This is a genomic window from Peribacillus simplex NBRC 15720 = DSM 1321, from assembly GCF_002243645.1.
Taxonomy (GTDB): domain Bacteria; phylum Bacillota; class Bacilli; order Bacillales; family DSM-1321; genus Peribacillus; species Peribacillus simplex.
On record NZ_CP017704.1, the window covers coordinates 1,391,332 to 1,403,410 of the forward strand.

Below are 12,079 nucleotides of genomic sequence, written 5' to 3' on the forward strand. Positions count from 1 at the left end.
TATAACTTCTAAAAAAATAGGTCTTATGATATACTATTTTAAACTTCTTGCAACAGGCAATAGTGCATTGTTGAAGAAAAGATGTTAGTTGAGATGAGAATAGGAGAGATGAGTAAATGAAAACGAAAACCCTTGTGTCACTGTCCCTATTAATCGGGATTGGGGCTGCCCTGCATTTTATCGTACCTGGATTCTTCCTTGGAATGAAACCGGATATGATGCTGTTGATGATGTTTTTGGCGATTACCTTGTTTCCCGCGAAGAAGAATGTATTCATTGTCGCCCTGGCAGCTGGAGCCATCTCTGCCATGACAACTACATTTCCTGGAGGACAGATTCCAAATATCATAGACAAATTGGCAACAGCCTTTCTGTTTTACCTTTTATTCATCAGTCTTAAGAAGTTTTCAACATCCGTTGTCACCGTTAGTATCTTGACTGCCTTAGGAACAATGATTTCCGGCGCTGTCTTCCTTGGTTCGGCTTATTATATCGTTTCCCTTCCAGGGCCTTTCGTTGCACTTTTCGGCGCTGTTGTACTTCCTGCCGTACTGTTAAATACAGTTGCGATGGTCATCATTTATCCAATTGTGAACGGCATCGTAAGAAAATCAAATATACCCATTAATGCTTAAGCAGCAGGATCATCATACCTAAAAAAGCACCGGAATGTCCGGTGCTTTTTTTTCTAATCTTATGAATCTGGAATTCTAGTCAGAATCATCCTCCAAGGGTCAATGAATCAATATCCACATAAACCAAATGAAAAGCAGTAAAACCCCGGGGAGACCCATTGCGAAGGCTCTAGCCTGGAGCACCCTCTTAGGCGGATAGATGCCAGGAGTTTTTGCTTGCCTTAGAAAATACCCCATTCCGCACAGGCATACCAGGCTTAATAAAAAAATGATTTTCATTATTAACCCACCAGTGCCATCCATGTTCCGACAGCTTGTTTTTATTATCTATATGCTGCTCTTCCCTTTATATGAAGCATTATTAGTAAAGCTTCAAGTTATTTTTAAATATTATATATTTACTCTCTAAGTTTAAAAAAATATTTTTGTGATATAAAGATAAAATGGTCGATACTCTTCCATAAGAATGAAAATTATGGTATTTTGATATCAATAGTATTTCTCCCCCTATTTATCAAAATTTCCAATTGATGCTTTTTTCAGCAGGGATTCTGACCATGGAAAGCGAAAACATATTATAAAATGAGGTGATCCTAATGAAAGCAAAATCATTACTAATTGGCTTTTTGACCGGAACAGTAGTAGCTGGTGCGGCAACCTTACTTTCAACACCAAGTTCAGGTAAAGACCTACGGACCCGCATCAAATCGAATACCGACGAAATTAAGAATACAATTGATGAGTTAAAGGTAAAGATGCTAAATATTAAAGATGACACGATGGAAGCTTCACAAATCAGCAAAGAAACGGTAAAAACGTTCATTTCGGATGTTCAGGTCGTCATCGAGAACTGGAAGCGGGAAATCGAACCCAATAAGAATGAATTATTGAAGAACGTTCAAGAAATTGAAAATTCATTAAAAGAATTGGAAGCGGCCACCCCTTCTTCTAAAAATTAATAGTGACATCGTCACACAAGATTGATTCTCCATTTTTCCCAATAAATCACATGGTTTATTGGAGAAGAATGGAGAATTCATTAAAAAACTAAAATTTTCTAAAAATTTTGCAAATATTTATCTTTATTAATTTTTATTTTATTGTCATAATAAATATATAGAATCTTATAAGTAGGTGAGCCCATAATATGCAGAATAAAAATTATTCTATGAAAGAAGCAATGATTTTTAGTCAACGAATTGCACAATTAAGCAAGGCATTATGGAAATCGATTGAAAAAGATTGGCAGCAATGGATCAAGCCCTATGATTTAAATATCAATGAGCACCATATTCTTTGGATTGCCTACCATCTTAATGGCTCTTCCATTTCTGATGTTGCAAAATTTGGGGTCATGCATGTTTCTACGGCATTTAACTTTTCAAAAAAATTAGAGGAACGCGGGTACTTAACATTTTCAAAAAAAGAAAATGACAAAAGGAATACGTATATAGAGATCACAGCAGAAGGTGAAAAAATTCTACTTGATTTAATGGAGACATACGACCCAAGCAAGAACTCTGCTTTTTCAGGTGCACTTCCACTGCGTGAGCTTTATGGTAAGTTTCCGGATATGATCGAAATGATGGCCATCATCCGTAATATCTACGGTGAAGATTTCATGCAAATCTTTGAACGATCCTTCGATAACATCGATCAGGAGTTTACTGACGTGGAGGGTAAAATCACAAAAAAAAAGATAGAGAAAGAAACTGAGCCAGTTTAATCTCATACTCTATCCATTTCCTTCATGAATGATACATATAAACCTTGTGAAAGGCATGCATCAATGCATTCTTTTATGGTTATTTTTGGATTAACCTTTCTTTCAAATTGATTAAAAAGCGGTCGAAAGTTCATATACCCTTCCGCTTTTTCTATTTCATAGCGTTTGCTCAAGATATCACATGTTTCCAATAATTCTTCCGCTTCCTGCTTCGTGAAATTTTTTTCCACAAATAGATAGTCCAACTTTGCCTCCGGATTTCGTATCAGGTTTAATAAAAGCCGTTGATGAAAACGGAGTATTTCTATTTCTTCATTTATATTTTTCATACATCACTAATCCCCAATCGATCATTCAATTTAACATAATAGGCTTATAACCAATTCTTGATTTTTCACACTAAGTAATCCGCCTGATCCCTGGTTCAAAACCTGGACTTAAACGCCCTTAGCATGCTTACACACTAAAGTGATTTTATCTTGAACTTAATCCAAGAATTTCATTGCTTTTTCCACCAATTCATCGTAATGTATGTAAGTATATTCAACAGCTTTGGAGGGCTGATTTCGAAATGAATTCGTGGAAAACAATTGACGTGGCAAAACAATATGGGAATTGCCGTCTGATCTTTTTTTCAGTTTTTACTATATTGATGTCTTTTGTTCTGATCTATACATTATTTAGTGTCTTTTCAACCCATGTTATTTTGTATGGTGATCAAACAATGGTATTTTTTAGCCTATTATTCTTATTATATCCTGTTCACAAACTATTACACTATTTACCTTTACGATTATTATGTAAAAAAGTAAAAACTTCTTGGTCCTTGAAGTGGAACCTTGTGCTTACATGCAAAGTCAATGTGCATTATCCGATTCGAAAGCATCTTTATCTCTTTACCCTTGTGTTGCCTTTCTTCATTATGACTGTCATATTGATTGGTTGTGCCCTTAGTTTTCCACATTATATCCATTATTTCACTATTTTATTATCCCTGCACACCGGATTATGCGTATCGGATTTTATTTATATAAAAAACCTGGTTGGTTCCCCAAGGAATTCTTTTATCGAGGAACATCTCGAAGGATACGATATACTTATTCAAAAGTGATTTCTTATTTATTCATAAAGATGCCTAATAAGATTTTTAGGTATCTTTTTTCATTATAATTTGGTATCGTATTTATACATGATGTTTTGCAAGGAGGGATTTTAGGTTTTGATCTCGTTCTGGTTTATTATTTTTGCTATTTTGATTCTTTATAATATTAATAGAATGACAAACTCTTTATGCATTCAAAAGGAAATTGCTGAAGACCGGCAGCCTAAAGTATTCAGGACCATTAATGTATTAATTACTATTATGTTATTATCCTCCTATATTGAAATTTTGTATACGTAGAGATGAGCAACAAATGATGGCCATCATTTGTTACATACATTGGTGATACCCGGAGCATTATCCACATAAAGAAAAAGGGCGAAGCAATCAGCTTCGCCTTTTGTTTATGAGTTTATAACCAAGAAGCTCCAATGATGATTAACAGGATGAAAAGAACGACAATTAGAGCAAAGCCTCCACCTATTCCTCCAGACATTGATCTTCCTCCTTTCCATTCTTAAGTAATTGTAATTTCATGCACACCCTTAAATCCGCCAAAAGGAATCCATTCCTTTCTAAGCTTGATAATCACTTCGTCTTTTTGTTGAGCGGCTACCCTATCCTATTCAACTCCATGGCAAAAGGAGTGGGCTCTTTCCATTATTAATTTTGCAACCGATTAGCAACAGGCTGATCCTACAATTATTAATAATATGAATAACACCACTAACAAAGCGAAACCTCCGTTAAATCCATTACTCATTTTGCTACCTCCTTTTGTTGTCCTCGATTTATCATATGTAATGGTTTATTTTCTGGGTAGGCGTACACCCATTTTTTAAAAAAATCTTATTCCTACACCAATATATTATTTTTTGTAAAGTAACCAGAATATGTTATAGTTAATTTTGTGGAAATACGAAAAATAGAAAATCAGAAACTTAAAACTAGGAGTTGTTTTTATGAAGAAGTGGGCATTATCGATTGCTGTTACTGCAGGGCTGATCGGACTTACAGCATGCAACAGCGACAAGGAAGCAGTCGTGGAAACTAAAGCGGGGGATATCACTAAAGAAGAATTTTACAATGTAATGAAAGACCGTTATGGTGAAACCGTTCTTCAGGAACTTGTTTATGAAAAAGTTCTTTCTGAAAAATATACAGTAACCGATAAGGAAGTTAAGGCTAAAACGGACGAGCTTAAAGAGCAAATGGGTGAAAATTTCGAAACGGCCCTGGCCTCTTCCGGATATAAGAGCGAAGATGATCTTAAACGTGCACTTAAAATCGGCATGCTTCAAGAAAAAGCAGCCGTTGCCGATATTACAGTAAAAGAAGCTGATGTGAAAAAAGCTTATGAAGACTATAAACCACAAATAAAAGCGAGACATATTCTAGTGGAAGACCAAAAAACAGCCAACGAAGTTAAAGCTAAATTGGACAAAGGCGAAGACTTCGCTAAACTTGCCAAAGAATATTCAACAGATACAGGCACAGCTGAAAAAGGCGGGGAGCTAGGCTGGTTCGGTCAAGGTGAAATGGTTCCTGCATTTGAAGAACAAGCTTACAAAATGAAGAAGAATGAAATAAGTAAGCCTATTAAATCCGATTATGGCTACCACATCATCCAACTTCTTGATACAAAAGAAAAAGAATCATACAAAGATATGAAAAAAGATCTTGAATATGATTTGAAAGTCGCTCAAATTGACCAAACTAAAGTTCAGGATATTTTGAATTCAGAAGTCAAAAAAGCGGACGTGAAGATTAAAGATGAAGATCTAAAAGATGCCATCACTTCTGGTGACGCAACCAAGGCTGAAAAATAATTGAATAGTAAAAAGCGACAGGACTTGCCTGTCGCTTTTTTTCATCATTCGAGCTATGCTCCCTGATTTATATCCTTTTTACGCCTCTCGCGCTCTTCTTCCATGCGTTCAATGTACTTCTGACCTTCCTTCTCAATCCAAGCATCATCTATGAGGCGTTCCTGTCTAGCTGTCCAAATTGACATGACTGCACTGACAATTATCCCAATAAACACGAACCAGATCCAAATTGGCATGTCCATTCCCTCCCAAAAAATCTACTATTCATTTACTAGAGAATATGCGCGAATAAAAAAAATATGCTTCTTTCTCATCGAGAAAGAAGCATATTTCATTAAAATGTTGGTTTATAGAATGAACGATTATCGAGCGCGAAGACTCTTTCCGTAAATTCACCCGGTTTCACTTTTTCCAATGCCCGGTCCATCATATTTATCTTGGCATCCATATTATCAATATAATGCAGCACTTCCGCTTCCCTCACCATTGGCGGTTTGGGACTACCCCACTCAGCTTTACCATGGTGGCTTAATATCAAGTGCTTGAGAATCATGATTTCTTCCGCTTCAATGCCTAATTCCTCTGCAGCTTTACCGACTTCATTTACCATGATGGTGATATGCCCCAACAAGTTCCCTTCCACTGTATAAACAGTCGAAACAGGTCCAGATAGCTCATGTACCTTTCCAAGGTCATGCAGAATGACTCCTGCATACAAAAGATCCTTATTGAGCGAAGGATATAGGGTTGATATGGCCTTAGCCAGCCCTAGCATCGATACAACATGATAGGCCAGACCCGACATATACTCATGATGGTTCTTGGTGGCAGCAGGAAACGTCAGAAATTCATTCTGATATTTTTTAATGAGATGCCTAGTCACCCTTTGGATATTCGGATTCCTCATTTCAAAAATGAATTGAGTAATGGTTTCCATCATTTCTTCCTGACTTAAAGGGGCCGTTTGAATTAAATCGGCTTTCGTGACCCCATCAGCATCTGAAGTAATTCTAATATTACGGATTTTCAATTGGCTGCGTCCTCGATAATTCTGGACTTCCCCTTGAACTTTCACCGTAGCTTCCGCACTGTATGTTTTCTCATCAGTCTCGGAAACATCCCATAGCTTTGCCTCGATCTCCCCGGTTTTATCGCACAAAATCAATGTTAAAAACGGCTTTCCATTACTTGCCACCGCTTTTGTACTCGTTTTAATGTACATATATATATCTACTACTTCACCAATTCCGTAGTGTATGATCCCATTTCCCATGCGACTGCCTCCGTTCAATTAAATATCAACATTATAACATACCAATCTCGTTAGTGCTTTTAGTTTTCGTTAATAAGTAATAGACAATGGACGAGAAAAGCCTAAGCTGACATCTCTTATCACGCCACAAGAAAACCAGGCTTGACCCCAAGCCTGGTTCTCCAATCAAATCTATTTCAACAGTTTTTGTTCGGACAATACGCGCATTTTTCCTGGCCCTCAATTCGGTAATATAAACAGCATGTCACCCGTTTATAAGGATTCATGGACGCCGGAACACTTTTTTCCCCAATGAATCGTTTAAAGGGGGAATGCGTTTCAATATTCAGCCATACATCATCTGCAAGCAGCATTTCAATGTCCTTTTCAACTCGCGTCTTTATATCTGTCTCCTTCAGTAACTCACTATACATCCATACCGTATAGCTCCAAATATTTTCCCAGAGTACAAGTTTCGATATTTTAGCAGTTCTGGAAAAGAAGCGAATGGCATCAGCACCAAAGCTGCTTAATATGGAATGGAGGGCAGAAGGGCTTTCCTTTTCCGTAACATTGCTCCACCTGTTAGTTTTCAGCAAAAAATTCGGGAGCCAATGTTCATCTTCTGGATCATCCAAAACTCCAATGTCCTGAAGTGCGCCTTCCCAGATAAGCCGATGTTTGCTTAACATGTAAAATTGTGCCGTGACAAAAAAAGCATAACGTCTGAACCACATTGAAATTGCAATCCTTGACGTTTCCGCCCCAGTCCGGGCTTGTGCATACTGAATAAGCTCATCAGCTTGATTGAAGGTCTTGGAAACTTTGGCTTCATCTCGAAAGAATATGCGATATCCTTGCAGCTCTTTTTCAATAGATGGTGTGAGGTTATGCATTGGCCAGCGCTTTTACATGCCTTTGGGCGTAGCGTCCTTTACCAAACGGAACGCACATGGGACTGCCAAAAATTGGATCGAAAGAAATTTGACATTCCATGCTGAATACATGCTGTACCAATTCAGACGTGATGATATCCTCTGGCCGGCCTTGAGCATGTATCGCCCCATCTTTAAGTGCCACCAGATTATCCGCATAACGGCAAGCTAAATTCAAATCATGAAGCACCATCACGATCGTTCGGTTCTCAAACTCATTCAAGTCGAACAATAAGTCCAAAATCTCGATTTGATGGGTCATATCAAGATATGTAGTCGGTTCATCCAACAAAATGACGTCCGTATCCTGAGCCAGCGTCATTGCTATCCATGCCCGTTGCTTCTGGCCTCCCGATAATTCATCGACTGCCTGATCCTTTAAATCGGTCAGGTTCGTTGCTTCAATCGCCTTTTGAACTTTTTCTTCATCCAAAGAACTCCACTGTTTCAACCAACTTTGATAAGGATATCTTCCTTGTTTAACAAGTTGATAGACTGTAAGTCCTTCAGGAGCAGCCGGGGATTGTGGAAGAATTGCCATCTTTCTTGCTACATCCTTCGATGACATGGTTGAAATCGCTTTACCTTCGAGCAAAACTGAGCCGGATTGAGGTTTTAACAATCGGGCAACCGACCTTAGCAGTGTTGATTTTCCACATCCATTGGCACCGATGAATACGGTGATCTCCCCTTTGGGTATTTCTATATTCATATCATTTATAATTAATTTATCACCATAACCGAGCGATAAAGACTGTGTGTTAATAGCTGGTCGCATTAAAATACTCCCCTTTTAGTCTAATAATACTAGTTTAATGAAAATGATTCTCACTGTCAATCTTAAAAATGAATATAAACCAAAAACTCCATGTCCCATTCCGCTTAAATGATTCATTAAAGTGAATACTCCTTTAAAGATATGAAGCTTCCTTTGGAAACATTAATGTAAAAAAATTAGTACATTATATTAACTTGCCATATCATTTACCGCTTCCTGTAGCTTCCGAACGATTCAATAGTCCATTCTCCCCCTCCGCGCAATCCCTAGCGGAATTTCCAAATTCCATCTAGCGAAAAAAAAAAAAAAAATGCCCTCCATATGGAGAGCCTTTTAACCGACCAGCAGGCGATTTGTACAATGTTCCAGGGATTCATCCCTAATGAAGGTAAATAAATCCTGAACGATAAAAGGAATTAATCCTTCTGCAATATTCCATGCATTGACCTCTATTTGATAAAGGATTTCTGATTTTCCTGTTTTGTATAGCTCCTCACTAAGCACAGCAAGATCGGGGTCTAATGCGTGGCCCATCTCATGTGTGAGGATCACCCATGTATATTCCTCAAGCCTTGCAAGCGAGCCTAGGGAGCGTTCACACTGAATTTCGATATCTCTCTTATATAAAGTGATGCTGTGTCCTTTGGCAGAATACTTTCCCCCAACACATCGTTTACCAGGAAACTCCGTTTCGATGATTAACTCCAAAGAAGAATCATGGTGGCTTACAAACTCATTCATATTCAATGACTTCACTCTCTTTATTTATAGTTTAAAACCCATTATATTTCGGGGATGATCATTTCATTCATATTTTGGCGCAATATGGGGTTGGATAGACGAATCACTTGATTTTCGCTAAAGTACTCCATTATATATCTGTGACATGTGAAAAATAAAATTTGCCGCTTTTCCGAAACTTTTGTCAATAACTCGAGCATCCGCTTTGTCCTTTCCGCATCAAAATTGACGAAACTATCATCAATGATGAGAGGGAATGAATCATTTTCAAAAGTATGATCAGCAAGTGCGAGCCTTAGGGAAACATAAATTTGCTCTGCTGTCCCGCGGCTGACCTCTTCAACCCTGAAACTTAAGCCATCACTGCGCTGTACCCAAATTCCTTCTCCCGACTGATCAAAGATGATTTTACGATAGTTTCCATTCGTTAAAAAGGAAAAATGCCGCTCGGCATCAGCGATGACCTTCGGTAGGCGTTCCCTTTTATATCGGTCCAAGGTTTTATTCAATAAGCTTTTGGCTATTGCCAATTTCGCCCATTCCTTCGCCTCTTCGTTAAAAGCAGCCTTTTCTTCATAAAAACGATGAAGTAAGTCATCATAAACCCCCGAAACTTCAAGCTGTCTTATCCTATGCTTCGCATCCGCCTGTTTCTCTAATAAAAGTGATTTCACCTTTACAGAATCCTTCCGTTTCCGTTCTAAATTTTCAAATGTATACGTGTTGATCCCCTGCTTTAGGTAAGTTTGGATTTGTTCAGGCAGCATTCTGGATTGTCCAATTTGAATGTTAATCAAATCAAGCTGTTTTTGTAAAGTGATTTTCTTTTCGGACAATGCAGCGTCTTGCCTGAACTTTTCCTCGTCCTTAACCTTCGCTAACTTAAAAAGCATTTCCATTTCTGCATCAAGATAGCCTTTTTCCATCGTCAACTGCTCGATTTCGTTCGTTAAACGACTCCGTTCCTGCATCCATTGTGTTAGTTGAACGGAGAATTCAACCGCTTTATTCATTTCCCGTTTCAATATGCCAATCGCTTCCCGCCATGTGGATGGTTCAAATTCGAGGCTGTGTGCAAAATGAAATAAAGCCTTCGATTTACCCTCAAATTCTGCATGCAGAAAATTGTGCCTCTTTATTGTTTCATATTTCCTATCAACGGCTTCCTTCCATTTCTCAAGAAGTTCAAATACAGATTCAAGATTGATTTCCATTCCGGGATAAGACAGACCCCAACCACTTAAGATGCTCCTCACTTCTTTATCCAATCGGTCCCTGCTAGCTTCCCAAGTAGCATACTCCTGAATGGTCGATTCAAACGCTTCCTCTCTTTCTTCATATTTGAACCTTTCACTTTCTAACCGCTTTTGAAGACGTTGGTCCAGTTCAAGCAACCGTCCAATCGACTCTCCTTCACTCCCACTATTGGTTTCACTCCCAATTGCAGCCCTTTTCCTTTTCACCTCATCCAATTGCCTGATATATCCGGACAATATATCATCACCTTTAAAGAGATACCTGGAAACCGCAAACAGAACAGCCACGGCTAGAAGTGTAATCCCCAACAAAATCTGTTCACTGAAATAACTCCCGATCGCACCTAAACAAAGAAGTATTATTAAACTGCCATTCATGATAAGTGAACGTTTGCGATTATGCGCTTCCTTCTTCCTCTGTATTGCCAATTGTTTTTCAAGTTCGAGTATTTGTTCATCAAGAATATGGGATTGTGCTGCTTCAAATTCGATGTTATTCTGCTTGTTGTATAAGGACTCCAGCTCGATTCTTTTTTCATCTGGAAGTAACTGGGCCTTTATCTCCTTCAAGCGGGCTTCTGCCGTTTCCAGACTTTCCTTTTGCAGTCCATATTTCTCATCAAGCTGTTTTTTATCATTTTGAAGTTGATGCTTTTCTCTCTCGGCCCTTTTCACCTTTTCCTTCATGAATGTACTGATATCCAGTTTTCTTATTTCATCATCAGTAACATCCAAGAATAATTCCTGCTTCACCTTTTCGATATTCTTTTCTTCCAACAGCCTTTCGTGTTCCGCTTTTCTTATATCCAGCTCGAGCTTCTCCAGCAATGTTCCTTGATCGATTGCATGTTCAATTTGCTCTTTATGCTCCTTGATGAACGGATTGATTTCGATTTCCGTGAGTTTTCCTTCAAGTTTGTCCATTTTCTCTGTCAATGCGGCAAGTTGGGCTTTCATGGGCATTCCAACTGCCTGCAACTGTTCAAGTCTTTTTAAGCCATCAACAGGAAAACTGTCTTCCGGAATTTTACTTATTTCTGTTTCAAGTTCCCCCTGTTCTTCAACCAATGGTTTAATTCTCAAAAAAGTACTCACGTTAACAAGGTTTTCTTCAATCTCTTGAATATCTTCCGTGACTTTAGAGAGCTCATCCTTAAGTTTTGCTTCTTCCTGAAGCAATCCCGTATATGACTGCTGTTCTTCTTCTGATGCTTTCACCTTTTTCTGCAATTCCTTAAGTTCTTTTAATCTCACATTCAGTAAAGGTTTTTGGCCTGATGGCTTGAACCTTAAATCTAGCTCTTTTTGCAATTTCGTTTCGGCTTCAAGAAGTTTATCATTCCCAATCAGCCCAGCTGAGAGCAGATATTTACTCATGGTCCCTTCACTTAGCGTATGTAAACCATGCAGACCTTGAAGATCGAAAGAAAAAATGGCCTGGTAATAGTTTTTATCAACGCCATGGAGAATCTCATTCAATTCTTCCTCGCCGCCGACCCTTCCATCCTCGAAGGTCAATTTTACATCACCAGCAGCTTTTCCCTTCACACGTTCAATAACGATTTCCCCATCTTTTTTTGTTATGAGACTGAGCCTTCCCCCATATTTGGCATGCATTTTGGGCTCGTAACGCGGTTCGTTTTGAACCTTTGTCGGAAATCCAAATAGCATACTATGAATGAAGGACATGATAGTTGACTTTCCCGATTCATTTTCCCCAAAGAAAATCTGCAGCTGTCCCAATTCAGGAAAACGCTGATTTTCCAGTTTGCCGTAACCATAAACATGGAGGTCTTTAATAATCAAATCCGTTCCTCCTCCCTAC

General features: G+C 38.4%; 16 protein-coding genes. 6 read left to right on the top strand and 10 right to left on the bottom strand.

What is annotated here, in order from left to right; genetic code table 11:
* Positions 1 to 116 precede the first annotated feature (116 nt).
* The gene (locus BS1321_RS06540; RefSeq protein WP_063232256.1) at positions 117 to 635 is read left to right on the top strand and encodes a tryptophan transporter; all 519 of its coding nucleotides are present in this window, start codon (positions 117 to 119) and stop codon (positions 633 to 635) included.
* Positions 636 to 734: 99 nt separating this feature from the next.
* Here the strand turns inward: BS1321_RS06540 and yhzF are convergent, their stop codons facing one another.
* On the bottom strand, positions 735 to 938 hold the full coding sequence (gene yhzF / locus BS1321_RS28895) for a membrane protein YhzF (RefSeq protein WP_473743244.1): 204 nt from the start codon (positions 936 to 938) through the stop codon (positions 735 to 737).
* A 293-nt stretch (positions 939 to 1,231) separates the two neighbouring features.
* Here yhzF and BS1321_RS06550 point away from each other — a divergent pair, with 293 nt between their 5' ends.
* A complete protein-coding gene (locus BS1321_RS06550) occupies positions 1,232 to 1,594 on the top strand; it encodes a YtxH domain-containing protein (RefSeq protein WP_063232258.1) in 363 nt (120 codons plus the stop codon).
* A 188-nt stretch (positions 1,595 to 1,782) separates the two neighbouring features.
* Positions 1,783 to 2,361, top strand: a complete 579-nt coding sequence (locus BS1321_RS06555) for an HTH-type transcriptional regulator Hpr (RefSeq protein WP_034314691.1) — start codon at positions 1,783 to 1,785, stop codon at positions 2,359 to 2,361.
* A 2-nt stretch (positions 2,362 to 2,363) separates the two neighbouring features.
* On the opposite strand, the gene BS1321_RS06560 is transcribed toward BS1321_RS06555, so the two are convergent.
* Positions 2,364 to 2,690, bottom strand: coding sequence for a DUF1878 family protein (locus tag BS1321_RS06560; protein WP_063232259.1), 327 nt, complete (start codon positions 2,688 to 2,690; stop codon positions 2,364 to 2,366).
* Between the two features lie 395 nt (positions 2,691 to 3,085).
* On the opposite strand from BS1321_RS06560, the gene BS1321_RS28715 reads away from it, so the two are divergent.
* Positions 3,086 to 3,472: a DUF3267 domain-containing protein gene (locus BS1321_RS28715; protein WP_369691210.1), complete on the top strand. Its 387-nt coding sequence runs from the start codon at positions 3,086 to 3,088 to the stop codon at positions 3,470 to 3,472.
* Positions 3,473 to 3,580: 108 nt separating this feature from the next.
* Positions 3,581 to 3,763 (top strand): hypothetical protein, encoded by a 183-nt coding sequence (locus BS1321_RS28090; protein WP_034314696.1) that lies wholly within the window; start codon positions 3,581 to 3,583, stop codon positions 3,761 to 3,763.
* A gap of 112 nt (positions 3,764 to 3,875) precedes the next feature.
* Here BS1321_RS28090 and BS1321_RS06575 read toward each other — a convergent pair whose 3' ends face one another.
* On the bottom strand, positions 3,876 to 3,959 hold the full coding sequence (locus BS1321_RS06575) for a YjcZ family sporulation protein (protein ID WP_061462016.1): 84 nt from the start codon (positions 3,957 to 3,959) through the stop codon (positions 3,876 to 3,878).
* 183 nt (positions 3,960 to 4,142) lie between these two features.
* Complete coding sequence (locus BS1321_RS06580; protein ID WP_081112840.1) at positions 4,143 to 4,226, bottom strand: YjcZ family sporulation protein; 84 nt, start codon at positions 4,224 to 4,226, stop codon at positions 4,143 to 4,145.
* Between the two features lie 199 nt (positions 4,227 to 4,425).
* Here BS1321_RS06580 and BS1321_RS06585 point away from each other — a divergent pair, with 199 nt between their 5' ends.
* Positions 4,426 to 5,292: a peptidylprolyl isomerase gene (locus BS1321_RS06585; RefSeq protein ID WP_063232261.1), complete on the top strand. Its 867-nt coding sequence runs from the start codon at positions 4,426 to 4,428 to the stop codon at positions 5,290 to 5,292.
* A 53-nt stretch (positions 5,293 to 5,345) separates the two neighbouring features.
* Here the strand turns inward: BS1321_RS06585 and BS1321_RS06590 are convergent, their stop codons facing one another.
* From BS1321_RS06590 to BS1321_RS06615, 6 genes are all read right to left on the bottom strand, one after another.
* Complete coding sequence (locus BS1321_RS06590; protein WP_053344914.1) at positions 5,346 to 5,528, bottom strand: sporulation YhaL family protein; 183 nt, start codon at positions 5,526 to 5,528, stop codon at positions 5,346 to 5,348.
* 98 nt (positions 5,529 to 5,626) lie between these two features.
* Positions 5,627 to 6,565, bottom strand: a complete 939-nt coding sequence (yhaM, locus tag BS1321_RS06595) for a 3'-5' exoribonuclease YhaM (protein WP_063232262.1) — start codon at positions 6,563 to 6,565, stop codon at positions 5,627 to 5,629.
* 176 nt (positions 6,566 to 6,741) lie between these two features.
* Positions 6,742 to 7,440, bottom strand: a complete 699-nt coding sequence (locus BS1321_RS06600; RefSeq protein WP_063232263.1) for a (2Fe-2S)-binding protein — start codon at positions 7,438 to 7,440, stop codon at positions 6,742 to 6,744.
* Positions 7,433 to 8,257, bottom strand: coding sequence for an ABC transporter ATP-binding protein (locus BS1321_RS06605; protein WP_063232264.1), 825 nt, complete (start codon positions 8,255 to 8,257; stop codon positions 7,433 to 7,435). The genes BS1321_RS06600 and BS1321_RS06605 overlap by 8 nt, the downstream gene beginning before the upstream one ends.
* A gap of 333 nt (positions 8,258 to 8,590) precedes the next feature.
* Positions 8,591 to 8,998 carry a hypothetical protein gene (locus BS1321_RS06610; RefSeq protein WP_232522770.1) on the bottom strand — a complete coding sequence of 136 codons (408 nt, stop codon included), beginning with the start codon at positions 8,996 to 8,998 and terminating at the stop codon, positions 8,591 to 8,593.
* A 41-nt stretch (positions 8,999 to 9,039) separates the two neighbouring features.
* Complete coding sequence (locus tag BS1321_RS06615; RefSeq protein WP_063232266.1) at positions 9,040 to 12,060, bottom strand: ATP-binding protein; 3,021 nt, start codon at positions 12,058 to 12,060, stop codon at positions 9,040 to 9,042.
* Positions 12,061 to 12,079 lie beyond the last annotated feature (19 nt).